This is a genomic window from Moraxella ovis (assembly GCF_900453105.1).
GTDB lineage: Bacteria > Pseudomonadota > Gammaproteobacteria > Pseudomonadales > Moraxellaceae > Moraxella > Moraxella ovis.
Genome location: NZ_UGPW01000001.1, coordinates 2,231,638 through 2,256,311, shown reverse-complemented (window position 1 = coordinate 2,256,311; position 24,674 = coordinate 2,231,638). Strand labels below are relative to the sequence as shown.

Annotated in this window: 21 protein-coding genes and 2 pseudogenes; 6 read left to right on the top strand and 17 right to left on the bottom strand. The window is 48.3% G+C overall.

The features are described 5' to 3' along the window. Positions 1 to 50: 50 nt before the first annotated feature. The 3 genes from thrC (at position 51) to DYD54_RS10845 (ending at position 3,327) form a co-directional block, all read left to right on the top strand. Entirely contained in the window at positions 51 to 1,466 is a 1,416-nt protein-coding gene (thrC, locus tag DYD54_RS10855) for a threonine synthase (protein ID WP_063514887.1), read from the top strand. 63 nt (positions 1,467 to 1,529) lie between these two features. Further along, positions 1,530 to 2,714, top strand: coding sequence for a DNA-processing protein DprA (dprA, locus tag DYD54_RS10850; RefSeq protein ID WP_063514886.1), 1,185 nt, complete (start codon positions 1,530 to 1,532; stop codon positions 2,712 to 2,714). After that, on the top strand, positions 2,701 to 3,327 hold the full coding sequence (locus DYD54_RS10845) for an L-threonylcarbamoyladenylate synthase (RefSeq protein ID WP_063514885.1): 627 nt from the start codon (positions 2,701 to 2,703) through the stop codon (positions 3,325 to 3,327). The genes dprA and DYD54_RS10845 overlap by 14 nt, the downstream gene beginning before the upstream one ends. A 97-nt stretch (positions 3,328 to 3,424) precedes the next feature. On the opposite strand, the gene DYD54_RS10840 is transcribed toward DYD54_RS10845, so the two are convergent. The 10 genes and pseudogenes from DYD54_RS10840 to DYD54_RS10795 form a co-directional block, all read right to left on the bottom strand. Then, a complete protein-coding gene (locus DYD54_RS10840; RefSeq protein WP_063514884.1) occupies positions 3,425 to 3,673 on the bottom strand; it encodes a GlsB/YeaQ/YmgE family stress response membrane protein in 249 nt (82 codons plus the stop codon). A gap of 198 nt (positions 3,674 to 3,871) precedes the next feature. After that, complete coding sequence (gene ribBA, locus DYD54_RS10835; protein ID WP_063514883.1) at positions 3,872 to 4,972, bottom strand: bifunctional 3,4-dihydroxy-2-butanone-4-phosphate synthase/GTP cyclohydrolase II; 1,101 nt, start codon at positions 4,970 to 4,972, stop codon at positions 3,872 to 3,874. Positions 4,973 to 5,127: 155 nt separating this feature from the next. After that, on the bottom strand, positions 5,128 to 5,703 hold the full coding sequence (locus tag DYD54_RS10830; RefSeq protein WP_063514882.1) for an HI_0552 family protein: 576 nt from the start codon (positions 5,701 to 5,703) through the stop codon (positions 5,128 to 5,130). After that, positions 5,700 to 6,884: an MFS transporter gene (locus DYD54_RS10825; protein WP_084260720.1), complete on the bottom strand. Its 1,185-nt coding sequence runs from the start codon at positions 6,882 to 6,884 to the stop codon at positions 5,700 to 5,702. Before DYD54_RS10825 ends, DYD54_RS10830 begins: the two co-directional genes overlap by 4 nt. Before the next feature lie 65 nt (positions 6,885 to 6,949). Continuing rightward, positions 6,950 to 8,224 carry a replication-associated recombination protein A gene (locus DYD54_RS10820; protein ID WP_063514880.1) on the bottom strand — a complete coding sequence of 425 codons (1,275 nt, stop codon included), beginning with the start codon at positions 8,222 to 8,224 and terminating at the stop codon, positions 6,950 to 6,952. Further along, positions 8,212 to 8,979 (bottom strand): hypothetical protein, encoded by a 768-nt coding sequence (locus tag DYD54_RS10815; protein ID WP_084260719.1) that lies wholly within the window; start codon positions 8,977 to 8,979, stop codon positions 8,212 to 8,214. Before DYD54_RS10815 ends, DYD54_RS10820 begins: the two co-directional genes overlap by 13 nt. Before the next feature lie 222 nt (positions 8,980 to 9,201). Next, positions 9,202 to 9,786 (bottom strand): methyltransferase domain-containing protein, encoded by a 585-nt coding sequence (locus DYD54_RS10810; RefSeq protein WP_228703563.1) that lies wholly within the window; start codon positions 9,784 to 9,786, stop codon positions 9,202 to 9,204. Positions 9,787 to 9,798: 12 nt separating this feature from the next. Next, a pseudogene (locus DYD54_RS10805) lies at positions 9,799 to 10,607 on the bottom strand (thioesterase family protein). 215 nt (positions 10,608 to 10,822) lie between these two features. Continuing rightward, a complete protein-coding gene (locus DYD54_RS10800; RefSeq protein ID WP_036363821.1) occupies positions 10,823 to 11,041 on the bottom strand; it encodes a tautomerase family protein in 219 nt (72 codons plus the stop codon). Between the two features lie 65 nt (positions 11,042 to 11,106). Continuing rightward, on the bottom strand, positions 11,107 to 12,234 hold the full coding sequence (locus DYD54_RS10795; protein ID WP_063514879.1) for a YbfB/YjiJ family MFS transporter: 1,128 nt from the start codon (positions 12,232 to 12,234) through the stop codon (positions 11,107 to 11,109). Positions 12,235 to 12,362: 128 nt separating this feature from the next. On the opposite strand from DYD54_RS10795, the gene DYD54_RS10790 reads away from it, so the two are divergent. Then, positions 12,363 to 13,253 carry a LysR family transcriptional regulator gene (locus DYD54_RS10790; protein ID WP_063514878.1) on the top strand — a complete coding sequence of 297 codons (891 nt, stop codon included), beginning with the start codon at positions 12,363 to 12,365 and terminating at the stop codon, positions 13,251 to 13,253. A gap of 65 nt (positions 13,254 to 13,318) precedes the next feature. Here DYD54_RS10790 and DYD54_RS10785 read toward each other — a convergent pair whose 3' ends face one another. The 5 genes from DYD54_RS10785 to DYD54_RS10765 form a co-directional block, all read right to left on the bottom strand. Beyond that, the gene (locus DYD54_RS10785) at positions 13,319 to 14,218 is read right to left on the bottom strand and encodes a hydroxymethylglutaryl-CoA lyase (RefSeq protein WP_063514877.1); all 900 of its coding nucleotides are present in this window, start codon (positions 14,216 to 14,218) and stop codon (positions 13,319 to 13,321) included. A 104-nt stretch (positions 14,219 to 14,322) separates the two neighbouring features. Beyond that, entirely contained in the window at positions 14,323 to 16,299 is a 1,977-nt protein-coding gene (locus DYD54_RS10780) for an acetyl/propionyl/methylcrotonyl-CoA carboxylase subunit alpha (RefSeq protein ID WP_063514876.1), read from the bottom strand. Positions 16,300 to 16,344: 45 nt separating this feature from the next. Further along, positions 16,345 to 17,136 carry an enoyl-CoA hydratase-related protein gene (locus DYD54_RS10775; RefSeq protein WP_063514875.1) on the bottom strand — a complete coding sequence of 264 codons (792 nt, stop codon included), beginning with the start codon at positions 17,134 to 17,136 and terminating at the stop codon, positions 16,345 to 16,347. A 59-nt stretch (positions 17,137 to 17,195) separates the two neighbouring features. Further along, a complete protein-coding gene (locus DYD54_RS10770) occupies positions 17,196 to 18,809 on the bottom strand; it encodes a carboxyl transferase domain-containing protein (RefSeq protein ID WP_063514874.1) in 1,614 nt (537 codons plus the stop codon). Positions 18,810 to 18,925: 116 nt separating this feature from the next. Then, positions 18,926 to 20,107, bottom strand: coding sequence for an isovaleryl-CoA dehydrogenase (locus tag DYD54_RS10765; RefSeq protein ID WP_370446601.1), 1,182 nt, complete (start codon positions 20,105 to 20,107; stop codon positions 18,926 to 18,928). A 249-nt stretch (positions 20,108 to 20,356) separates the two neighbouring features. On the opposite strand from DYD54_RS10765, the gene DYD54_RS10760 reads away from it, so the two are divergent. Both DYD54_RS10760 and DYD54_RS10755 read left to right on the top strand, forming a co-directional pair. Next, the gene (locus DYD54_RS10760) at positions 20,357 to 20,965 is read left to right on the top strand and encodes a TetR/AcrR family transcriptional regulator (protein WP_063514873.1); all 609 of its coding nucleotides are present in this window, start codon (positions 20,357 to 20,359) and stop codon (positions 20,963 to 20,965) included. Between the two features lie 105 nt (positions 20,966 to 21,070). Beyond that, positions 21,071 to 22,761: pseudogene (locus DYD54_RS10755) on the top strand (AMP-binding protein). Between the two features lie 49 nt (positions 22,762 to 22,810). Here DYD54_RS10755 and DYD54_RS10750 read toward each other — a convergent pair. Together DYD54_RS10750 and DYD54_RS10745 are read right to left on the bottom strand one after the other, a co-directional pair. Beyond that, the gene (locus tag DYD54_RS10750) at positions 22,811 to 23,320 is read right to left on the bottom strand and encodes a hypothetical protein (RefSeq protein WP_046697337.1); all 510 of its coding nucleotides are present in this window, start codon (positions 23,318 to 23,320) and stop codon (positions 22,811 to 22,813) included. A gap of 1 nt (position 23,321) precedes the next feature. Then, positions 23,322 to 24,665: a deoxyguanosinetriphosphate triphosphohydrolase gene (locus DYD54_RS10745; RefSeq protein ID WP_063514872.1), complete on the bottom strand. Its 1,344-nt coding sequence runs from the start codon at positions 24,663 to 24,665 to the stop codon at positions 23,322 to 23,324. Positions 24,666 to 24,674: the final 9 nt, after the last annotated feature.

Here is a 24,674-nt window from a genome sequence, read left to right as displayed (position 1 = left end):
CTAAAATTTGGCTAATTTCTTTTATTATAAACTTTTTATTTGGAAAATTTATGCAATACATCAGTACTCGTGGTAATACCGCTCCCATGCAGTTTAGTGACGTTCTATTGATGGGTCTTGCTCCTGATGGCGGCTTGATGCTGCCAGAGGTGTATCCGCAAATTGACCGTACTACTTTGGATAAATGGCGTTCGCTGTCTTATACCGAGCTTGCTTTTGAGATCATGTCGCTGTTTGCAACAGACATCCCAAGCGATGATTTAAAAGCTCTAATTGATAAAACCTACACTAAGGCGGTGTTTAACTCAGATGACATCACGCCAGTAACACGCTTGTACGATGATGTGTATTTGCTCGAGCTGTCCAATGGTCCAACGCTTGCCTTTAAAGACATGGCGATGCAATTTTTGGGCAATGCTTTTGAATACGTCTTAAAGCAAAAAGGCGAAAGACTGACCATCATTGGCGCGACCTCTGGCGATACAGGCAGCGCAGCAGAATATGCGCTGCGTGGCAAAGATAATATCCATGTCTTTATGATGTCGCCACATGGCAAGATGAGTGCCTTTCAGCGCGCGCAGATGTATAGCCTAGATGATGACAACATTCATAATATTGCCATTAATGGCATGTTCGACGACTGTCAAGACATCGTAAAGGCTCTGCAAGAAGATGCTGATTTTAAGGCGAAATATAGCCTTGGCACGGTCAATTCAATCAACTGGGGTCGTATTTTAGCTCAGATTGTTTATTACTTTAAGGGTTATTTTGGTGTGACGAATAGTAATGATGAGAAAGTGAGCTTCTGCGTGCCATCGGGCAACTTTGGTAACATCTGCGCAGGTCACATTGCTCGTGAGATGGGCTTGCCGATCGATCGCCTTATTGTCGCGACCAACGAAAATGACGTGCTAAATGAATTTTTTGCCACTGGTAATTATGCGCCAAGAAAAGCAATCGAGACTTTCGTAACGTCTAGTCCGTCGATGGACATTTCAAAAGCGTCTAATTTTGAGCGTTTTATTTACCTTCTGCTTGATAAGGATACCAGCAAGGTTAACGCCTTATTCAACGATGTGAGAACTGGCAAGGGCTTTGATCTAAAAGATAGATTAAGCGACATCAATGGCAAATTTGGCTTCGTATCTGGTAAATCTACTCATGCTGACCGTCTAGACACCATTAAAAAAGTACACACTGAGACGGGCAGACTTATCGACCCGCACACAGCCGATGGCGTCAAGGTGGCACTAGATGTCAAGCAAGCCAATGAAAAAATCGTCGTGGCTGAGACTGCCTTGCCGATTAAATTTGAAGAAACCATGACAGAAGCCTTAGGTCAAATTGACCTACCAAGACCTGAGCACACTGTGGGACTAGAAGACAAAGAGCAGTTCGTAACCATTCTGGAAAATGATGCTCGTCTGGTAGCAGAACAGATCAAAAATGTAGTTGCTGCCAAATAAATCCACCATAAAAAACAGCCAGAATCATGATGATTTGGCTGTTTTTATCTGCTTATGATAAATATGTCTTATCAAACTTTAAATGCGCATACAGCCACTTTAGCGCTTTGGTACATCGTTAATACATCGCTATCGTCTTATTATAAGCTGATGGGCGCTTTTGATGATCCTAAGTCTGCACTGAGCCAGCCTGTCGATGCGTGGCGTTCATTGTCGATTCATGCCGCCCACATCAAAAGATGGGAAGATGAGGATAATGTGATGGCATTCGTCAATAAAGTTTCGGATGACGTCAATCGTGGTGTATATGGCGTGTTATTCTGCGGTGATGAGACTTATCCTGTTCAATTAACCAATATCTATGATCCGCCGCCGGTGCTGTTTTATCGGGGTAATGTCGCTCGGTTGATGGATAAACAAATCGCCATCGTTGGCAGCCGTAATCCGACAGAGCATGCACAGAAGATCACCTTTGATATGGCGCAATATTTGGTACAGTCGGGTTTTAGTATCACCAGCGGTCTGGCGCAGGGTGTAGATCGTGCTGCACACCTTGGTGCCTTGTCCCAAGATGATGTATTGGGGTGCACCATCGGCGTGATGGGTACAGGCATCGATGTCTGCTATCCTAAGAATCATAACGCATTATTCGCACAAATCATCCAAGATGGCGGTGTGCTGATTACTGAGCTTCTGCCAAGCACCCCTGCCAGTAAGCATACTTTTCCACGTCGCAATCGATTGGTGGCAGGACTGTCATTAGCGACCGTGGTTACAGAAGCCGCACTTCAAAGTGGTTCGCTCATCACGGCTCGTCTGGCCGCTGAGCAAGGCAAACAGGTCTTCGCCGTGCCAAGCTTGATTGATAATAAGAATGCTGAAGGTTGCCATCATCTCATTCGAGAGGGTGCGACGCTCATCTATCATCCAGATCAGATCTTAGAAGATATCCAAGATGAGAGCGCTTATACTGCGCTGCCTAAGACATTCTCGCGTGGCGTTTCAGCATTTAGTGATGAACAAGTTTCGTCAGAAGAAATTAAGCCCGCTGCCAAGGCTGAGCCCTTTGTACCTGTGGTGCCGAATCATTTGGCGCTTTTGATATCGAGGCTTGGCAGCGAGCCGAAGGATTTAGATGCTTTGGTTGCAAGTACTGACATGGATACGGGCAGCCTGCTGGCTCAGCTGATGGAGCTTGAATTATTGGGGTTGGTGGCTCAAATCGGGGGTCGTTATGTGCGAACCTAAGATCTTTAATATTGATCAAATACCTGATGCGGTGAATTTCTTACGTTTAGGCGGCGTGCTTGCCTATCCTAGTGAAAGCGTGTGGGGGCTGGGCTGTGATGCTTTTAATGTATCGGCCATTGAGCGGATTTTTGAGCTAAAATCACGTCCTGAGCACAAGGGGCTGATTGTATTGACTGACAGTGCTGCCAAAGTTGCGCCGCTATTACAGGATCTACCCCAAGAGCTACAGAGCGATGTTTTACAAAAGCTTCAAAAAGCAAATGACGAATTTGATGTCCGCACTGCTGATCAAGCCCAAACTTATCTCATGCCAGTCTCTAAGTTGGTAAAATTACCCAACATACTTACGGGCGGCTTTGACACATTGGCGGTGCGTGTGACGCATCATCCGATATTGGCGCAGATTTGCAATCAATTAACCAGCGCCGAAAACCCTTTTGGATTTTTGGTATCTACCAGCTGTAATATCAGCGGTGCATCATCTGCCACCACAATTAATGAAGCGATGGCTTATTTTGGCAGTCAAGTAGCGTATCTTAACACAGATGGTTTAGGTTTTACCAAGCCGAGTCAAATTATCGATCTGATGACAGGCGATGTGTTAAGATAATTAAATGTTCCACGTGGAACACTCAAACCATAATGAATGTAACAAGCAAATAAAAAAACAGGCATAAAACCTGTTTTTTTATTGTAAATGCTATGAATTAGGTGCGCTTAGCAATAAACTCATAGATGAACAGTACAATGATCGCACCGATCACAGAAAGCACTAAGCCACCAAGGCCACCATCAGTGTGAATGCCTAAGCCGCTAGCGATTAGACCACCTACGAATGCACCTACAATACCTAGAATGATGGTTAGAATCCATCCCATACTGTTAGCGCCTGGCTTGATTGCACGTGCTAATAAACCTACGATAAATCCAATAATAATTGTCCAAAGCCATGCCATTTTTAATTTCCTCAAGTTATGTTAATGATTGGGGTCTAGCAATTAACCTTGATTTCATTATACATAACTGAGATGGTTTTGATAGTCAAATCAGCCAGATAATTGTATAAGCTGTGTCGCAAAATTCCGTTATCTGACCAAAAATTAACCAAAATGTTAACTTATGTGACTAGCGTTGGTTTTGGGTGTTAGTTTGGGTTATTTTGGTGCACCAACAGACTCTACGATATTTAGATCAAAGCCCGATACGTTAAATTTGGCAGGGCTAGACAATAGACGCATGTCACGAACGCCTAGCAGTCTTAGGATCTGCGCGCCCACACCGATGCTGCGGTATTGCTCTTGTGCTTCGTGGATACTGTTATTTGCTTTGCATTTATCCAATGCGTCGCTTAGATCCACAGGTGCGCCATTATCGATCCATACGAATACACCGCGGTCGCTTTGACCGATTTCTTTTAGGGCGGCTCGGATGTCCCAGCCTGATTTGCCCGTGGTGCTGTCGCTTGCGCCTAATAAGTCGCGCAGTGGGTTTAGGCTGTGGACACGAACGGTGGCTACGCCTTCGGATGGTTCGCCTTTGGTTAGGGCGATATGAATCTCACTTGCGCCATATTCTTGGAAGCGGTGCAGGGTAAATTGACCAAATTCGCTGTCAAACTCACGGCTATCGATGAGTTCTACGGTTTGTTCGTTGGTCATGCGATAGTGAATTAGGTCGGCGATGGTGCCGATTTTTAGGCCGTGTTCTGCTGCGAACACCTCAAGATCAGCACGACGTGCCATCTCACCATCTTCTTTGATGATCTCACAGATCACTGCTGCAGGCTCAAGTCCCGCAAGGCGCGCTAGATCACAACCTGCTTCTGTATGACCAGCGCGATGCAGTACACCGCCTTTTTTTGCCATGATGGGGAAGATATGCCCAGGCTGGACGATGTCTGATGGTTTGGCAAATGGCGCGACCGCAGCTTGAATGGTGCGGGCGCGATCAGCCGCTGAGATGCCTGTGGTAACACCTTCGGTAGCTTCGATTGATAGGGTGAAGTTGGTGCTGAATTTGGCGCCGTTCTTGTCGCTCATGAGCGGCAGCTCAAGCTGTTTGCAACGCTCTTCTGATAGGGTTAGACACACAAGACCGCGTGCGTATTTAATCATAAAGTTAATGTCTTCGGCGCGCACGTGCGTTGCTGCCATAACGATGTCGCCTTCATTCTCGCGGTCTTCGTCATCCATTAAGATAACCATTTTGCCGGCTTTGATGTCTTCGATGATTTCTTGTGCGGTGTTTAGTGCCATGGGAGGTCTGCCTAAGTTGATAATTTTATAAGAATATGGGGGTGGTTTAGATTTTATAAAGGGCGATGATCAAAATCTTAATCGGTCAATTTGCCGTGACAATGTCGGTATAAATCAGACAGCGTCGTGATGGTTTGCACTGCCCAACTCACCAATCAATCAGCATCAAAATCATCCAAATCCTCTGCCAAGATATAAGTGCCAACTCGGCACCAATTGGTGTCGGTGTCCAGATGTTGATCATTAAAGTCATGATAAAATCCGCTCATCGGCATAAAATCACCATATTCATCAATCTCATTCGTCCAATAATAAAACGGCAAATCACCATCCGTGATTTTGGATAAGTTAGCATCCATCCATGCGTTAAAGTTAGCCAACGTAGATGCTGATTGTGCCGCCTTGTAAGCGTGCCAGTCAAGCTGAATCATGAGGCGTTTTTTGTTCAAAATAACACTAATGATCGGTGCGTTGCCAAGATAGGCATCGTATTTAAAATAAGCAAAAAAGTGATTGCGAATCTGCCAGCCGTTGCACCATTTTTCGATGTGTGGCGTGGCGAATTGTGTGGGCAGATTGGCATAGACAGACAGGATGAAAGCCTTAAAATCCTGCCATGCACTTTGATGATTTGCCTTAATGATGGGCAGATTATCTGCATGATCGCGCTTTAGCAGTTTGATTTGCGAGTGTGGTTTGTCCAGAATATAAGCGTGCCTTTGGGTGATCATGATTTGCTTTCAAACATATAAGGGCGCGTGGCGAACCAAGCAAAGTAGATATTGGCAACCATGAGCGCCAAAAATGTCATAAGTGGCATGTGCCAATCTTGATAAATCTCAAACAGCTTGCCAAGCAGCACAGGCCCAAAAAACGCAATCGTATAACCCACCGCTTGCACCATTCCCGACACATCACGAGCGGTCTCGGCATCATGTGTGCGCAGCGAGAACATCATAAGTGATAGGGTAAAAATAGACGCCGCGCCCAGCCCCATTAATAAAGACCACAGATGCAGATACTCTGGCATATAAATCAGACCAGCCACACCAACAGCATCCAAGATGGCAGCGACCACAGCCGTGACACGCACAGGCGCGCCGCGCTTGATGAGATAGGTTAGCGCGATGATGGTGAACGGTGCAGCAATCTGAAAGGTGAGCGCAAGCTCAGTCGCACGATGTAGTGGCAGCCCCTTGGCAGCCCCGATCATCGGCAAGAATGCCGCCATCCCATAGAACAGCAGCGACTGAATGCCCATAAATGCTGCCAGTGCCCACGCATTAATGTCCGCCCATGGATTGAAGTTTGATTTGCCTTGGCTTGTTACGGCGCTGTTAGACTTGCTGCGCTTGGCGATCATCAGCCAGATGATGAGCGTCATCACACCGACTACCGCCCATGAGCCCATGCCAATTTGCCATCCAAAAGCTTGCGTCATCGGCAGCACCGCCCACGCCACTCCGCCTGCAAAAAGCGACATACATAGACTAAGCAGGCCTGTCATCAGTGCGATGTGGTTGGGCGCGTGTTTTTTGATGAGTGGTGCGCCAAGTGTGTTCATAAAACCAATCGCAAGCGCCATCACGCCCGTGCCGACGAAGAATAGCCCAGCATCACCCAAGACGCGCACACCAAGTGCAAGGCTTAGCAGTCCCACCGTCAAGATTAAACTCTGCTCAAGCCCTAGACGCCTTGCAAGATAAGGTGATAACAGTGAGCCTATCGCAAAGGCAGGCATTGGCAGCGCGCCAAGCCAGCCGATCATGCCGTCTGTCAGACCCAGCGTGTCTTTTAGAATTGGCGCAAGCGAGCCTAACATGACAATCGGCGCGCGCATGTTAACAGCAAGTAGGATGAGTGCGATGGCAAGTAGGGCGAGTGGGACGGCTGCGGCTTTTGATTGTTTCACGTGGAACACCTAAGGCTGGTTAAGTAATTTATTTTAAATATAAAATCTTCAATTGATTCACTACATCACGGAACACTTGCCTTTAGCCAATTCATAAAATTAAAACTTGCTTGTTCTTTTTGATTGTCGGCAAAATGATAAAAGCGTTTGCCAATCAAATTATCAGGCAAATAGGTTTGGGGATAATAATGATTGGCATAATCGTGCGGATAGACATAATCCACACCATAGCCTGATTGTTTCATGAGTTCGGTTACGCCATTTCTTAGATGAAGCGGTACGGGCGAGTTGTCGTTTTTAACAAAGGCAAGGGCTTCGTTAATGGCGGTGTAGGTGCTGTTGGATTTGGGCGATGTGGCAAGATAGACAGTCGCTTGGGCAAGGATAATGCGGGCTTCGGGCATACCGATAGACTGCACCGAACGCAAGGCGGTGTCGGCAAGTAGTAGGGCGTTGGGGTTGGCAAGTCCGATGTCCTCACTTGCCAAAATCACCAGTCGCCTTGCGATAAAGGTGGGGTCTTCGCCAGCAGTCAGCATACGAGCGAGCCAATAAATGCTGGCGTCAGCGTCCGAGCCACGCACCGATTTGATGAATGCCGAGATGACATCATAGTGCATATCGCCTGCCCTGTCGTAGCGTGGGAGTACGGTTTGGGCGATGTTTTGGAGCAGGGTGTCGTCTATGATTAGGGTGTGATTGTCTGAGTTTTGGCAGGCGATTTCTAATAAATTGAGTGCCTTACGAGCATCCCCACTGGCAAGGCGTACGATATTGGCAAGGTCGCCTTGTACCGTGAAATTTTTCAAAAATGTATCAGTCGCCAACGCCCTTTTTAATACTTGTACCAATTCATCAACGGTCAATGGCTCCAAGCGATACACTTGACAGCGAGAGAGCAGGGCGTTGTTTACGCTAAAAGACGGATTTTCGGTGGTCGCCCCAATCAGGGTAATCTTGCCAGACTCAACCGCCCCAAGCAGAGCGTCTTGTTGGGCTTTGTTAAAGCGATGAATCTCATCAATAAAAAGCACAGGCGAGCCAAAATCAAAACCGCCTGTCATGCCTTTTCCGCCGTCTATCAGCTCACGCAACTCCTTGACGGTCAAATCAAGGGCGGATAGCAGATGAAATTCACGCCCAACAGCATGGGCAAGTAGACGTGCCAAAGTCGTCTTGCCAATGCCTGCTTCGCCATGCAAAATCAGGCTTGGCAAGTGGTTATGAGCAATCATACGGCTAATGGGGGCATTGTCGCCCAATAGGTGCGTCTGTCCGATGATGTCGGATAAGCTCTTTGGGCGGACTCGTTCGGCAAGGGGGGTGTTTAAAGTAGCCATTTTGGAGTTTTGTACCAATGGTAGTTTGTCAATAAATTGATTAAAAATAATGCAGGGGTAAATAAAATAAAGAAATAAAAATCAGCCCCCAGATATCTTATCATGAGAAATGCAATAAGATAATTTAATATAAACTGTATTAGACTGATATTCTTTAATTTTGGATTTAATCGTAATGTTGTATGGCAATTTTGACACACAAAATCATCATCAATCGTTTTATGTAGTCTTTGCGATTGGCAATGTGGGCAATAAGCGGTAAATCTATTAAACGTGGTTTTTAATTCATCATGAGCAAGCGATACATTAAAATCATTTTTGATAGTATCATAAATATCCACGCCCTTTACAATGAGTTTGTTTTTTAATTTATAAGCATGGTAATATTTAAGATTATTTTCAATGGCAAAAATACCCATAACAATTAAAATGCCAATAATAATGGCAAATGTTATCCAAAATCCTGTACCAAGATTTAATTTATCAAAATTATAAACGGTAAATATGATGGCATAAAAAATTGCAAACATAACCGCAACAACAGTATATATTTTATATTGATGTTTGGTAAAATATTTGGTAAATTGCCAAAAGGTTATTTGCTCCAAATCAGGCGTAAAAGGATTAACCAAAATACTTTTTTGGCAATGCGGACAAAAAATAATGCCATTTTCATAAATCACATTATCAAAGACCTGACCGCAGTCGCTGTGCGGACAAGTGCGTGGGGCGAGTGGTGAAAAAATGGGTTTCATGGAGTATTATACTATTTTTTAGGCTTGTAGGGGCAAATCACATTTGCCCTTTGAAATATCAAATTTTTGGGTGAATGTCATTCGCCCCTACGCGTCCAAATTTTAAAATACATCTTTGTTGAACAATACCGCCAATTTTAACATTTTTAATTGTCGTTTGACGTAGAAAATTACCAAAATAAAAAAGGGCTTTCGCCCCATTATGCCATTATCCACCCCTTTTCATAAGATTGATAAACAGCTCTCGCCCTTCTCTAGGCTTGACTGAATTATGACACCGCTCCATGGTCTGCATGCCAAAATAAGGCTCAAACAACGCGCGATACTCCGCCATACTGCCCCCAAACGGCGGACTGCTCTCAAACTCACAATCAAACAGTACACCCACCAGTCGCCCTTATTACGTAGCAAGCGATGCACTTGGCGAGCGTATTCATCACGGCGGCTTGGGTCTATCGCACACAAAAAAGTCTGCTCTATGATGATGTCAAACCGCCCCAACCCAAGCATATGCACATCAAAAAAGTCATGACAAATCAAATGCTTGGGATTAAAGGTAGGATTGGCGTTGGCAAAATTATCCAGTACAGATGGCACGATGTCAAGCACATGGACGTTGGTAAATCCTAGCTCGTGCAAATAACGGGCTTCGTGAGCATTACCTGCTCCGACAATGAGCAGTCGCACGGATTTATCGGTGAGTGTGTCAAAATACGCCTGCAGTGGGGGTGATACTTGTCCTAAGTCCCAACCTGTCTGGTTGGCTTTGTAGCGATCTTGCCAAAAATGGGCTTGATTAACGTCCATGCCATGCTCCTTTTAGGATTTGCCAATGTGGCGAACGGTTAGAATCTGTTCGTCACGCCCAAATGAACCATGCTCGTCATACAGAACACTGCTCGTCAGACCCACACCACTCTCGCCAATCTGCTGCACGGTATCTAACCCCAGCCATCGCCCTGTAGGAATACGATACAGATGAATCTGTAGGTCGATGCTTGGGAAAATCCACGCTCTATCCTTAGTGCGCAGGCGATGCCGTTGGCGGTGTCCACCATGCCGATCAGGTGTACGAAGTCTGATGTCGGTTCGTCTGCTACCATCTCGATGTCAGTGTCGAACCACACTAGGCTTTTTCCGGTACGGTGATGGGCGACCTTCGCCTTTAGTGTATTAATATAGCCGCTGTCCCATACGCTCATGCCATCCCAGTCCGGCAGGTCAATGGGGCTACAAGAAGCGTCCTCAGTCCCTGCAATCGCGCTCGTGTCACTGACAGCAAGTCGCCAAGCACGCATGATGATGCTAACTCGCTCGGTGCCATTCTTATCAAAGGTGGATAGAGTGCTCTCGATCAGTTCGATCGTGCGTCCTGTGCGGATGAAGCGTGTACGAACGACCGTCTCGCCCTGATAAATCACGCCCAGAACGTCTAAACTTAGGCGTGCGATCGCCAAATCATCTCGGGGAAAAAACTGCTCAAGCTCGCGCGCCATTAACCCTGTGGCAACAGTCATGTGCTGCTCGAATGGATTCCAAGCACCTTGGGCGTAATCGGTTGATTGATAGTGCGCGGTGGTGGTGTCATCATTGACGCTGCGACTGATTGGCTCATAATAGGCACGCATACAAACTTCTTTTTGTGTGGGTGTGGATCGATAAATAAAAAGTCTCGCTGTGCGGATTAATTTAACTGGCAAAATACTTGTCAAAGATTTGTAAGATTCTGACAGCAAAAGCACTAAAAATTATCGCCACATGTTCCTAAAATTTAAAATAATTCCACCAAAAAGTCAATAAACAAAACGCCATGCATAGATGGCGTTTTGTGCTTTTGGGGGTGTTAGTCTTTTGTTTTGGCGGCTTTTCGCACTTCGGTAATGGAGCGACCGCCCAAGCCATAATTATCCATGTCAATCTCATCAATGACTACCACCGTTGTGGCAGGGTTTTTGTTGAGAACTCGCCCAAGCAGTTCGGTAACGCCTTGGATGAGTTCGGCTTTTTGTCCGGTGGTGGGGGCTTCAGTGCCGCCCGTTACTTTGATATTGACATAAGGCATGACATGCTCCTATTGTGTTGTGGTTAAGGTAAAAAGATAAATTTATTCGTTATTTGGTTACAAGTTTACGCTCGTTGGTGGCAGATGACCGCACCCAATATTAACGCTAGGGTGGCAAGCCCAAGCGCAGGGGCGAAACTTTGGGTAGCTCCATACAGGCCGCCTGCAACCAAAGGCCCGACAATCTGCCCGATGCTGTATGACAGCGTGGCTAGGGCGATGAGATTTTTGCCAGTGGTTTTAGCGATCATCTGCGCCACTGGCATGACAATCGTTACCGTCCCCATAAACGCACCGCCTACGAGCAAGGCACTCATCAGATACCCTGCCATGTTTGGCATGATAATGGGGAACATGACCCCGATGATTTGGGCGGTGAAATTGGCAATCAGTGCCACACGAGTTCCCAGGCGAACATGAACCATGTGCCACACAAAACAAGACGGCACTGCTGACAAACCAAACACCGCCCAGATATGCCCTACGTTCACATCAGGCAACACCATGTTCACCAGCAGGGGCAAATACGTGGCGGTGATGATATAGCCAAACCCTGCCAGCCCATAGAGTGCGATGAGTGCATTGGCGGTAAGTTTTGGCGTGACGATGAGTGCATTATTTGATTGGTGACTGTCGGCTGGTTTTTGAAAAAACAATCCATGTAGCACAAATAACGACAACACGACCGCAAGCACCCCAAGCCATAGCCACAGCCCAGATGAATCCATGCCCGCACCTACTCCCCACACGACAAGCTCCGATGATAAAGCAATACCAAGCCCCACACCTGCGTACATGAGCGGGGTTGTGCCGGTGTGTTTTTGTTTGGCAAGTAGCCACATTGATGCCGACACGATGCCTAGGGCACTAAACACCCCTGCCAAAAACCGCACACCACCAAGCCACAAAGCCCCCGAGAGCATCGACATCAAGCCAAGGCATACGCTCGTGCCAATCAGAGCAATTAAGGTAAAGACGTTTGATTTGTCCGCCTTGATGCGCACAGCGAAGAGCGCCCCGACTAGGTAGCCGACATAGTTCGCTGATGCGACAACGCTCCCTTGTGCCACGCTCAGCATGCCGCCTGTTACCATGTATGGGTACAAAGCCGTATAAGCAAAACGACCAAATCCCATGACAAGGGCAAGTATGAGAGCGGCTTCAAGTCCGTTCTTGATGGCGGATGATTTCATAGCGTTAAAAAATGGTGGTATAAATGATCAAAATATTCTAGCAATCATTTATAATAAGGTAAATATCACAAATCGGAAAACAGTGTTCGATCTGCCGAACAATTACTCTAAATTTATCAATATATCTCATGCAGCATCTCAATGACATGGCAATTTTTGTGGAAATTGTACGCAGTAAAAGCTTGTCAAAGGCAGGCGTTCATCTTTCCATGCCAAAATCCATACTTTCTGAGCGTATCAAGCGACTGGAAAAGTCGCTTGGCGTGCAACTGCTAAACCGCACTACACGCAAGATTGAGCTGACCGAAGCAGGCGATCTGTATTTTGACAAAGCCCAAAAAATCATCGATGATGCATTGGCAACCCATGAGCTGATTAGCGACTTTGGGCAAGGGGTGCATGGCGAAGTTGGGATTTCGTTGCCGGTGGATTTTGCTTATGAACTCATCGCTCCGATTGTGCCTAAGTTCTGTGAACGCTATCCTGATATCAGGCTATCTTTTGACCTAAATTCTCGTAAGGTGGATCTGGTGAGTGAGCCTTATGATGTGGTCATTCGGCTGTGGACGGCGGACAGTGATAGCTTGGTGAATCATCTTAGTTTTGATTTGGACGGTCGGCTATACGCTTCGCCAGATTATCTAAATGCACATGGCAATCCGCAAAACCCTGATGAGCTGTATCAACACAAGCTCATTTTCATCAAGGCGGGCTATAATCGGCAGTGGCGGCTGTTTGACAAACAAGGGGCAGAGACAATCATTCATGCGGAAGGTTCGCTGTTTTCAAACAGTTTGGGGTTTACGCTACGGCTTGGTTTACAGGGGCTTGGCGTGGTCGCCTTGCCACACATGGTGGTGGACAGTGCCGTCAAGGCAGGTGCTCTGGTCAGGGTGCTGCCTGATTGGGAGCTTATGCCCATTTGGGTCTATGTCCTAACCACGACCCGACTGCTCCCTACCAAAGTGCAGGCGTGGATTGGGTTTTTGAAAAATGAACTTATCGACGCCAAAAAATAAGCCCACCACAGACATGATCTTGGCAGACTTATTTTTATCTAATGAACGTGATGGGTGACTGGTGATTAGCTGCAATTTGCCAGATAAGCCTTGGTCGCCATCGAGCCGTTGTCTCGATTGAGTTTTTGGCAGATGTCGGCACTCACTTTAACGAGCTTATCAATGTCAATGCCTGTCGATAGACCAAGCCCTGTCATTAGATAATGCACATCTTCGGTGGCGACATTGCCCGATGCGCCTTTGGCATAAGGACAGCCGCCAAGACTGCCCACGCTGGCATCGAAGATTCTTACGCCCATATTTAGGCTCTCATGGATGTTCGCGATCGCCATGCCGTAGGTGTTGTGATAATGCCCTGCGATGACGCTGATGTCCAGCTCATCCATGCAGGCTTGTAGCATGGCTTTGATGCGATTAGGCGTGGCGGTGCCGATCGTCTCGCCCAGCGAGATCTCATAACAGCCCATGTCGTACAGGCGACGTGCGACTTTGGCGACGATTTTTGGGTCTGTTGCGCCTTCATAAGGACAATCGACCACGCACGACACATAGCCGCGGACCTTGATGTCATGCTCTTTGGCAAGCGCTAAGATGTCTGCAAATCTGTCTATGCTTTCATCGATGCTACAGTTGATGTTCTTTTGGGTGAAGGTCTCGCTTGCACCTGTGAACACGGCCACTTCTTTACAGCCAACTGCCAGGGCATCTTCAAAACCGCGCAGATTCGGCGTCAGTAGAGAAAAGCTCACGTCCGTATCGGTGGGCAACCTTCCAAAAATCTCCGTACTGCCCGCCATCTGCGGCACCCATTTTGGCGAGACGCATGAGCCAGCTTCGATGAATTTTAGATTGGCATCTGCCAGCCCTTGAATGAGGGTAAGCTTATCGTCCACGCTAAGCGGTGTTTTTTCGTTTTGTAAGCCGTCTCTTGCGCCCACTTCTACGATTTTGATGTCAGGTTTCATTTTTATCCTTAAAAATAGGGTTAAAGTGCATCCATCAGGGGATGGCAGATGGGTGGTCTGGCTCGTTATCTGCCAAACACCCCTGCTAAATTACCATCCTGTCATTATTGGTCATTTGGGGTGAAAGCAACGAGCTCATCACCGGCTTTGACCTGATCGCCTGCTTGATAATACACTTCTGACACCATGCCGTCTTCTGGGGCCTTGATGGTGTAGACGATTTTCATGGCTTCCATGGTCAGTAGGATCTCATCTTTTGTGACGCTTTGACCTGAGGAGACACGCACATCCACGATCACGCCTGGCATTGGTGCGGTCAGACCGCCGCTGTCGCCATCATCATCCGTGCCGTAGTCAGCCTTAGGATGGGTGAATTTGATGGCGTTGGCGCCGAAGCGATCATCAAATACCGTCACTCCGTCCGCACTTTGGCTAAATGCCACGCTTTGGCATTTACCATCGATCGTCATGTCAGCGGTGTGATCATCGGTTAGGCTGCCTGTCAGGGTAAAGCTTTTATCGCCCACATTCGCTGTCCATACGTCCTTGTCATGGCTAAATGTCACCACGTACGTCTCGTCTTGGTGGACGATTTTGACGGTTTGGATGGTTGGGGTATTTAGTCGCCATAATGAGGACTTTTGCCAAATGCTGCCCTTGCCAAGTCCGCTTAGTAGCTTAATGAATGCTGTCTTGGCGATCAATTCATCATCTACTTGGATGGTCGGACGAAGCAAGAAATCTTCTTCGCGAGCGATCAGGTTGGTGTCTAGTTTGACATCCTTAAAGCTGTCGATTCTTAAGATACGCTCCAAGAATGCGATGTTATTGCCCAGCCCATCAATGTGCGTCTGTGATAGCGCGTGACGAAGTTTGCCGATGGCCTCGTCGCGGTTCTTGCCCCAGACGATGAGTTTGGCGATCATCGGATCATAGAAAGTGGTAATCTCGTCACCTGCCACGATGCCGCTGTCGATGCGCACGCTGTCGGTCACGTTAGGATATGACAGATAGGTAATCTTACCCGTCGCTGGCAGATAGCCTTGTTCTGGAATCTCAGCATAGATACGCGCTTCTAGGGCGTGACCTGTCGAGGTGAGTTCGTCTTGAGATTTTGGTAGGGGTTCGCCATACGCCACGCGAAGCTGCCACTCCACCAAGTCCACACCTGTAATCATCTCTGTCACAGGATGCTCGACTTGCAGGCGGGTGTTCATCTCCATGAAGTACGCCGTACCGTCTTGTTCTACGATGAACTCGACCGTACCTGCGCCGACATAGCCGACCGCACGACCTGCGTTAATGGCGGCAGTACGCATCTGAGCTAACTTCTCGTCGCTGATGTTCAGTGCCGGAGCTTCTTCGATGACTTTTTGGTGGCGGCGCTGTACAGAACAGTCGCGTTCAAATAAGTGCACCACATTGCCAAAGCTGTCACCAAAAATCTGTACTTCCACATGGCGAGGATTCACGATGTATCGCTCAATCAAGACATCATCGTTGCCGAAGCTAGACAGTGCTTCACGCTTACAAGACGATAGGCTCTCTAGGAAATCCTCTGCACGCTCAACCAAGCTCATGCCCTTGCCGCCGCCGCCAGCGCTTGCCTTGATCAGCACAGGATAGCCGATGCGATCTGCTTGTTCTTTTAGGAAGTTCGGATCTTGATTCTCACCGTGATAGCCAGGGGTTAGCGGTACGTTCGCCTTTTCCATGAGGGCTTTTGAGGTGGCTTTTAGACCCATCGCAAGAATCGCTTCGACAGGTGGGCCGATAAAGACGATGCTGTTGTCAGCGCAAGCTTTGGCAAATTGGTCATTTTCGGACAAGAAGCCATAACCAGGGTGAATTGCTTCGGCGCCTGTCGCCTTGGCAACTTCGATGATCTTATCCATGAGCAGATAGCTTTTTGAGACTTGCGATTCACCGATGTGCACCGCTTCATCCGCTTGTTTGACGTGCTGGGCGTTCTTATCAGCGTCTGAATATACCGCCACGGTGGTGATGCCAAGATTTTTACAAGTTTTGATCACACGACAGGCGATCTCGCCGCGGTTAGCAATTAGAATTTTTCTAAACATTTCAATCGTCCTTTTAAAATTATTAAATTTATCAGTCAAGTACAGCTACTTAATCAAGTGCGGCGTTTGCTTGTTTAAGAATGCATCCAGACCTGATTTGGCTTCGTCGCCCGTGCGCACGGTGGCGATGTGGTTCGCGGTGCTGTTAAGTAGGCTGTCATCGATGCTGGCGTGATCCACCATGGTGATCAGTTCTTTGCTGGCGGTTTGGGCGTTGGGCGCGCCTTTTTTGATTTCGCTGATAATCTGGCTGACGATCTCATCAAGTCCGTCATCATCTTCGGCAACTTCATGCACAAGCCCAATCTGCTGAGCCTTGTCGGCATTGATCCGCTCAGCGGTCAAGAAGTAGCGGCTGGCTTGTCTTGCGCCGATCGCACGCACCACATAGGGGCTGATGGTGCTGGGCGCAAGCCCTAGGCGCACCTCTGATGTGGCGAATTTGGCATTTTGGCTTGCCACCGCGATGTCACAGGCGCTGACCAGACCCATGCCACCGCCGAGCGCAGCACCATGCACGCGAGCGATGGTAGGCTGGCGTACGGTGGCGATGCGTTCTAACATCTTGGCAAGCTTTAGGGCGTCGGCTGAGTTGGTGTTAAAGTCTGCCTGTCCCATCTCTTTCATCCATGACAGATCAGCACCCGCCGAGAAGCTTTTACCACGACCGCCAAGTACGATGACGCGTACGTCCGTCTCTTTATCCAACGCATCAAAGCAAGCATGAAGTTCGCTGATGACATCGGCGTTAAAGGCGTTGTGCACGTCAGGGCGGTTTAGCCAGACATGGGCGATTTGGTTGTCAATGATGCATTCTATCGTGGTATAACTGTTCATCTTATTTCCTTATAAAATTCAAACGGTTGATCTGTCATGCTAATTACAAAACTTGCCAATTACATGCGGAACACGCCAAAGCTCATCTCATCAATCGGTGCGTTCATGGCAATGGCAAGGCTAAGCCCCAATACATGACGGCTCTGAGCTGGGTCAATCACGCCATCGTCCCATAGACGGGCAGAAGCATAATAAGGGTGGCCTTGATGTTCGTACTGTTCGCGGATTGGGTTTTTGAAGGTGTTCTCTTCTTCGGCTGACCATGTACCACCCGCACCTTCGATCTGTTCGCGCTTGATGGTGGATAGCACGCTCGCCGCCTGCTCGCCGCCCATGACCGAGATGCGAGAGTTTGGCCATGTCCACATAAAGCGTGGCGAATACGCGCGACCACACATGCCGTAGTTACCAGCGCCGAATGAACCGCCGATGACCAGCGTAATCTTCGGCACGTTCGCGGTGGCGACCGCCATGACAAGCTTGGCCCCGTGCTTGGCGATGCCTTCGTTTTCGTATTTTTGACCGACCATAAAGCCTGTGATGTTCTGTAAGAACAGCAGTGGAATCTTGCGCTGACAGCACAGCTCGATGAAATGCGCGCCTTTTTGGGCGGATTCTGAGAATAGAATACCGTTGTTGGCGATGATGCCGACTTTTTGACCGTAGATCTCCGCAAAGCCAGTCACCAATGTCGTGCCAAAGCGTGCCTTAAATTCACCAAATCGTGAACCGTCAGTTAAGCGCATGATGACTTCACGGATGTCAAAAGGTGTCTTGGCATCGGCAGGAACGACGCCGTATAGCTCATCGCTGTCAAATAGCGGCTCATCGAATTCTTTGGGCAATGATTGCTTAGGATAGTTTAGGTTGGCGACGATGTTGCGCGCGATCAGTAGCGCGTGTTCATCGTTCTCTGCCAGATGGTCAGCCACGCCCGATAGACGAGTATGCACATCACCACCGCCAAGGTCTTCACTTGACACCACTTCACCCGTGGCAGCCTTCACCAGCGGTGGACCACCCAAGAAAATCGCGCCTTGATTACGAACGATGATCGTCTCATCACTCATCGCAGGCACATACGCACCGCCTGCGGTACAGCTGCCCATGACGACAGCGATCTGAGGGATGCCAAGCTTAGACATCTGAGCTTGGTTATAGAAGATTCGCCCGAAGTGCTCTTTGTCAGGGAAAACTTGATCCTGCAATGGCAAGAACGCACCGCCAGAGTCCACCAGATAGATACAAGGCAGACGGTTTTCTTTGGCGATCTCTTGAGCTCTTAGGTGTTTTTTTACGGTCAAAGGATAATAGGTGCCGCCTTTAACGGTGGCATCGTTGGCAACGATCATGCACATGACGCCATTCACCAGACCAATGCCTGCCACGACACCAGCACAAGGCACGTCATCTTCGTAGACGTTAAGCCCTGCAAGCTGTCCAACTTCCAAGAATGCCGATCCAGTATCGACCAAGGCATTGATACGCTCACGCGCTAATAACTTGCCACGTGCTGTGTGCTTTTCACGAGCTTTTTGGCTACCGCCTAGCGCAAGTCTGGCGGATAGGCTTTGCAAATCCTGCACCAATGGCAGCATGGCGGATTGGTTGGTCTTATAGGTGTCACTGCGGACGTTGATTTTGGAATTTAGTACGTTTAGGTTGGCAGTCATGGTGCATCCTTTTTTCTTTATCCTTGAAAATAATATTAGCTCATCACTTAGCTTAGGTTTTTGGATAAGGGCGTGAAACTCAGCACCCTTATCCTTGTGGTGGCTACCGATGATGATTATTTGGTCTCGCTAAACAGCTCACGACCGATTAGCATGCGGCGAATTTCTGAAGTGCCTGCGCCGATCTCGTACAGTTTGGCATCACGCCACAGACGTCCTGCTGGGAATTCATTAATGTAGCCGTTACCGCCCAGTGTTTGGATGGTTTCGCCTGCCAGCCAGGTGGCTTTTTCGGCGCTGTATAGGATTGCGCTGGCGCAGTCTTTACGCAGGCTGCGATCGTGGTTTGATTTGTCGCAGGCGGCACCTACGGCATAGACCAGTGATTTACATGCCAGCATGGTCGAGTACATGTCAGCGATTTTGCCCTGCATGAGCTGGAATTCGCCGATGGCTTCACCGAACTGAGTACGTTCGTGAACATATGGCATCACCAGATCCATACAAGCATCCATAATGCCTAGCGGACCGCCGCTTAGTACCGCACGCTCATAATCTAGACCGCTCATCAGTACCTTAACGCCATTGCCGACACCGCCTAGCACGTTCTCAGCTGGGATTTCTACATTATCAAAGAACATCGGATAGGTGTTCGAGCCGCGCATGCCTAGCTTGTCCAAGTGCGTGCCGTGGCTAAATCCTTTCATGCCTTTTTCTGCCAAGAATGCAGTGATGCCTTTGGCGCCTGCATTTGGGTCGGTTTTGGCATAGACGACCATAACATCAGCGTCGCCACCGTTGGTGATCCACATTTTTGAGCCATTTAGGATGAAGCGGTCGCCTTTTTGTTCGGCTTTTAGCTTCATGCTCACCACGTCCGAGCCTGCGTTTGGTTCACTCATGGCAAGCGCGCCCACATAATCACCGCTGATTAATTTTGGTAAAAAACGCGCCTTTTGTTCTTCGTTGCCGTTTAGGTTGATTTGGTTGACGCATAGGTTAGAGTGCGCGCCATAGGACAGACCGATAGAAGCCGATGCACGTGAAATCTCTTGCATCACTAGGATATGAGCCAGATAGCCCAAGTTCGCACCGCCGTATTCTTCAGAGACGGTCATGCCCAACAGACCCATGTCGCCGAATTTTTTCCACAGCTGGGCGGGGAAGTGGTTTTCTTTATCGGCGGCTTCAGCAAGTGGCGCAACTTCTTTTTGGCAGAACTTGCGTACCTCATCTTGAACTGCAAGCAGTGTCTCATCGATGCCAAAGGTTAGGTTAGATAGAGTGATTGGGTTCATGGTTTCGTCCTTGTAGTCCTTGGAAAATGCCAAAACTGGCGGGGGTTTATGTTACAATGTGCCTCGCATTACAATCGGCAAATTTCACATTTTTAACGGTCAGGTTATCTTCAATAACGCCACTCAACCTAAAAAATTATCCTAAAAATTTGCCTTTTACATACTGTACCACACTATTTTTTCAAAAAAAAGTGAATTTTATTAAAAAAATGATTTGCAATTCATTTTTAAATGAGAGACAATAAAATCATGAATTACAAAAGATCCGCATTAATGCAAGAGCGCCTACGTCAAAATCGCGAAGCGATCTTACAGGCAGCCAAGCAGCTCATTAGCCAAGGAGGCATTAAGGACGCCCAAATCCAAGCGATGGCGGATTTGGCAGGCGTGTCCAATGGTCTGGTGTATCGTTATTTCGATAATAAAAACCACATCATCATCGAAGTGCTGTCCGAGGCGATCATGCATGAGATCGATATTCTAAAGCAGATTGCCGGTCAAGAAGGGCTAGCGCAAGACAAATTACACAAGGCGGTGAGAGTCTTTGTAAAGCGGGCACTAAACAGCCCAAAACTTGCCTATTCACTCATGCTAGAACCTGCAGATGCAGCGGTGGAGGAGGCGCGATTTAAAAGCAAACAAATCGTCAAAGAGGCGATCGAGCACATCCTAAAGGAAGGTCAAGCGCAGGCGGTGTTTGAATTTGAGGATGTGGGCGTAACTGCGCAGTGTATCGTTGGAGCGATGACGTTTGCTGTCATTGAACCTTTAAGCCTAAATCCGCAAGCGATGAACAAGGAAGTATTTAGCACGCAAGTGGCAGACTTTTGTCTCAAAGCGGTCAATCAAGGAAAGTAGGGCGCTGTGGTAAGGTGGTTTGGCGTATCTTAACTTGAAAAAAGTGACATGGGTGTTGCTTGCCCTGTTCATCAGGCGGATAAATCATGATCTAAGGAGAGTGTCATGTACCAAAAACTAAGCTACCTATCAGGCACGAGCGATAACCGCTCATTGGTCTTACCATCGGTGAGATGTTTGATCGTGCATGCCTGCAGTACGCTGATAAGGAAGCCATCGTCAGCGTTCATCAAAACATACGCCTAACCTATAAGGATCTGGCTGATAAGGTCAATGCCTTTGCGGCGAGCTTGATTGAGCTTGGGTTCGACACGGGCGACCGCTTAGGGGTTTGGGCATTAAACAGTGTCGAATGGCTCATCACGCAGTACGCCTGCTTCAAGATTGGCGTGATTTTGGTCAATCTAAACCCTGCCTATAAAGCCAAAGAGCTAGAATACGTTCTTAATAAAGTTGAGTGTCGTGGCATTCTGATCGCTGATGCCTTCAAGACATCAGACTATCACGCGATGCTGGCCAGTATTGCACCTGAGCTTGAGAGCAACCGCAGTAAGCATCTGGTGTCTCATAATCTGCCGCACCTAAAAGTCGTCATCAAGGCAAGTGATGTCGAGCACGATGGTGTGTATCGCTTTAATGACCTGCTAAACCCACCGACATTGGCGCAGCGCCAGCACATCGAGTACGTCGCCGAAAAGCTACAATTCGACGACGTGGCGAACATTCAGTTCACCTCGGGCACGACAGGCAACCCAAAAGGCACGATGCTAACTCACCATAATATCCTTAATAACGGTTATTTTGTTGGTGAAGGCATTAAGCTGACCGAGCATGACCGCATCTGTGTGTCCGTGCCGCTGTTCCACTGCTTTGGCATGGTGATGGGTAACTTGGCGGCGATGACACATGGTGCGACCGTAGTGTATCCGTCTTTTGCTTATAATCCGACCGAGACGCTACAAGCGGTGCACGATGAACGCTGTACTGCGCTGTATGGCGTACCATCGATGTTTATCACCATGCTAGAAGATAAGCGATTTGAAGAATTTGACTTATCAAGTCTGCGCACAGGCATCATGGCAGGCTCGCCATGTCCGCGCGAGATCATGCAGCGTGTTATTGAGCGCATGCACATGAGCGAGATCACCATCTGCTATGGCATGACCGAGACATCACCAGTATCAATGCAAAGCCATGTCGATGACCCAATTGATAAGCGCGTGAGCACGGTTGGACAGATCCATCCGCACCTAGAGGTTAAGATCGTCGATGAGAATGGCAACATTACGCCTGTCGGTGTCGCGGGCGAGCTGTACACGCGAGGTTATTCGGTGATGGCGGGCTACTGGGGCGAGCCAGATAAGACCAAGGAAGTCGTGGACAAGCACGGCTGGATGCGCACAGGCGACATCGCTGAGATGGATGAAGATGGCTTCGTGAAGATCAAAGGGCGCATCAAAGACGTCGTGATCCGCGGTGGTGAGAACCTGTTCCCTAAAGAGATCGAAGATCTGCTATTTAAGCATCCTGCCGTCTCTAGCGTACAAGTCATCGGTCTGCCTGACAAGCGCTATGGCGAAGAGCTGTGCGCGTGTATCATCCTAAATGACGGTATGGACGGTAACGAAGACGAGATTAGAGACTTCTGCCGATCGCAGGTATCGCATCACAAGGTGCCACGCTATGTCGCCTTCGTGAAGGAATTTCCGATGACCGCATCGGGCAAGCCGCAGAAGTTTAAGTTAAAAGAGCTGATGCGTGTTGAGTTCAACCTAACGGGCAATATTTTTGAATAAACATTAGCCTATGTAAAGTACAAAAAAGCAAGTTTTCGGACTTGCTTTTTTAGTGTCTTTTACACAGAATGTTGGGAATCTTGCCCAGATAGACGTGCTCAGCGATGCGCCCTTGTTGCTCGATGTTATAATCCCAAAAGCTCTTGTATTGATCGAAGGTGTATCTGTAGGGGTTGTATTTTTTTAGGCTAAGGTAGTACAGGGTCTGTAGCCATGCACCCTTTAGCAGAACATTGATGCCGTGCTGATACTGCAGAACGTGCGTCATCTCATGAATAAAAATCTGCTGATACAGCCTGCCATGCGCGCTAAAATCATCACGATAATGCCGACCACCCACAAAAATCCAACCATTAGGCGCAATAAACACATCGTCAGACTGCCAAGGAATGTAAGGATAATTCACCACGCGCACCCTGTTATAATCCATGAGCTCGCCAAATACACCGCGTGCCAACGCCACCTCGCCATCTGTCAGGTGGCGAATGGGTGGTTTGATTTTTTGGTATTTTTTGATGAACCATGGCAGTTTTAGCCATGGCAATGCCCAGTTGATCATGTTATACCGACATCATGCCCATGCCTGACAGATCTCTGGCCAATGTCGCTGCGCGGTTGTCGGTCATCCCGCCCACAAAGTCAAGCACCTTCATGTATGCCTGATAAGGTGTGTCATGAGGATCAATCGGTGTGTCGATGAGCTGTAGGCATAGCGCGTCTTTGTTGGATAATGATTGATGGGTGACTTTGGCGTGCACTGCAGGCACCAACAAATCTAAGATCAACCCAATGCAGCCAAAGCTCGCCACTTCGGTCGCAAGCTTACTATGATGGTTAAAAATCTTACGCCGTGCTAGGTCTTTGGCGTTTTCTAGGGTTTCTTGTAGGTTGTCATCACAGACAGCGAGCAGGTCTTTGGCGGCGAATTCACCTGCCACGAGTGTACTTTGATGGCGGATAAAGGTATCTGACACCACCTCAATCGCCTGACCGATCGCCATGCCACGCAAGGCAGCGCAGCGCTCTTTTTGGTTGGTGATGCGCCAAGTTTTCTCGACAGGGATGAGGGTGTGCAGCACGGTCTCAAATTCATTGATATCTAATAAATCCAGCTCAACCGCATCTTCCAAGTCCAGCAGGGCATAACAGATGTCATCCGCCGCCTCCATCAGGTATGACAAGGGGTGACGCGCCCAGTGGTTATCGCCGAGCTTGGCAAGCCCCAGATCTTCGGCGACTGTCTGCATGAGTGGCAGTTCGGTCTGATAGATGTTGAATTTACCTCGGGTGCGTGCGGTGGGATGGCTGGACGTCCAAGGGTATTTTAATAGTGTGCCTAGGCTGGCTGAGGTGAGGCGCATGCCGCCGCGTTCAGCATACATCTCAAGCGTGGCAAGCAGCCTTAGGCTGTGAGCATTGCCTTCATAAGTGCAGATGTCATCATGCTCAGGGTTGCTAAGATTCGCCAAAAAATGCGAGTGATTCGGATTGCGAAACCACGCCCGCAGCGCATCTTCGCCCGTATGTCCAAAGGGCGGATTGCCCATGTCGTGCGCCAAACACGCCACTTGAACCACCGTGCCGATGTCGCTTGGGGTGAACGGATCGGGCAGAAGACCGCCTTGTTCGAGCTGTACCCCGACACGATTACCAAGGCTTCGCCCGACACTCGCCACCTCGACGCTGTGAGTTAGGCGGTTGTGGGTGTGGTCGTGCTTGGCAAAGGGGTGAACCTGAGTCTTGCGACCCAATCTGCGAAAGGCGCCCGAGAAGACCACACGGTCAGAATCCACGTGAAAGGGCGTGCGCAGAACACCGATGCCATCTTGACTGGCCATCTTTGGACTGACGACGCCACGTTCAACCTTAAATCGATTGGTGGAGAGTAATTGTGACCAGCTCATGAATTTTCC

Excerpts from the sequence above, each read along its gene's own strand:
- DYD54_RS10820 (WP_063514880.1), bottom strand. The coding sequence starts at position 8,224 with ATGGCTACTTTAAACACCCCCCTTGCCGAACGAGTCCGCCCAAAGAGC.
- DYD54_RS10815 (WP_084260719.1), bottom strand. The coding sequence starts at position 8,979 with ATGAAACCCATTTTTTCACCACTCGCCCCACGCACTTGTCCGCACAGC.
- DYD54_RS10750 (WP_046697337.1), bottom strand. The coding sequence starts at position 23,320 with ATGATCAACTGGGCATTGCCATGGCTAAAACTGCCATGGTTCATCAAA.
- DYD54_RS10845 (WP_063514885.1), top strand. The coding sequence starts at position 2,701 with ATGTGCGAACCTAAGATCTTTAATATTGATCAAATACCTGATGCGGTG.
- DYD54_RS10795 (WP_063514879.1), bottom strand. The coding sequence starts at position 12,234 with ATGAAATCATCCGCCATCAAGAACGGACTTGAAGCCGCTCTCATACTT.
- DYD54_RS10760 (WP_063514873.1), top strand. The coding sequence starts at position 20,357 with ATGAATTACAAAAGATCCGCATTAATGCAAGAGCGCCTACGTCAAAAT.
- DYD54_RS10830 (WP_063514882.1), bottom strand. The coding sequence starts at position 5,703 with ATGATCACCCAAAGGCACGCTTATATTCTGGACAAACCACACTCGCAA.
- DYD54_RS10790 (WP_063514878.1), top strand. The coding sequence starts at position 12,363 with ATGCAGCATCTCAATGACATGGCAATTTTTGTGGAAATTGTACGCAGT.
- dprA (WP_063514886.1), top strand. The coding sequence starts at position 1,530 with ATGTCTTATCAAACTTTAAATGCGCATACAGCCACTTTAGCGCTTTGG.
- DYD54_RS10810 (WP_228703563.1), bottom strand. The coding sequence starts at position 9,786 with ATGGACGTTAATCAAGCCCATTTTTGGCAAGATCGCTACAAAGCCAAC.
- DYD54_RS10745 (WP_063514872.1), bottom strand. The coding sequence starts at position 24,665 with ATGAGCTGGTCACAATTACTCTCCACCAATCGATTTAAGGTTGAACGT.
- DYD54_RS10765 (WP_370446601.1), bottom strand. The coding sequence starts at position 20,107 with ATGAACCCAATCACTCTATCTAACCTAACCTTTGGCATCGATGAGACA.
- DYD54_RS10775 (WP_063514875.1), bottom strand. The coding sequence starts at position 17,136 with ATGAACAGTTATACCACGATAGAATGCATCATTGACAACCAAATCGCC.
- DYD54_RS10800 (WP_036363821.1), bottom strand. The coding sequence starts at position 11,041 with ATGCCTTATGTCAATATCAAAGTAACGGGCGGCACTGAAGCCCCCACC.
- DYD54_RS10785 (WP_063514877.1), bottom strand. The coding sequence starts at position 14,218 with ATGAAACCTGACATCAAAATCGTAGAAGTGGGCGCAAGAGACGGCTTA.
- thrC (WP_063514887.1), top strand. The coding sequence starts at position 51 with ATGCAATACATCAGTACTCGTGGTAATACCGCTCCCATGCAGTTTAGT.
- ribBA (WP_063514883.1), bottom strand. The coding sequence starts at position 4,972 with ATGGCACTAAACACCGCACAAGAAATCATCGAAGACATCAAAGCCGGC.
- DYD54_RS10840 (WP_063514884.1), bottom strand. The coding sequence starts at position 3,673 with ATGGCATGGCTTTGGACAATTATTATTGGATTTATCGTAGGTTTATTA.
- DYD54_RS10780 (WP_063514876.1), bottom strand. The coding sequence starts at position 16,299 with ATGTTTAGAAAAATTCTAATTGCTAACCGCGGCGAGATCGCCTGTCGT.
- DYD54_RS10770 (WP_063514874.1), bottom strand. The coding sequence starts at position 18,809 with ATGACTGCCAACCTAAACGTACTAAATTCCAAAATCAACGTCCGCAGT.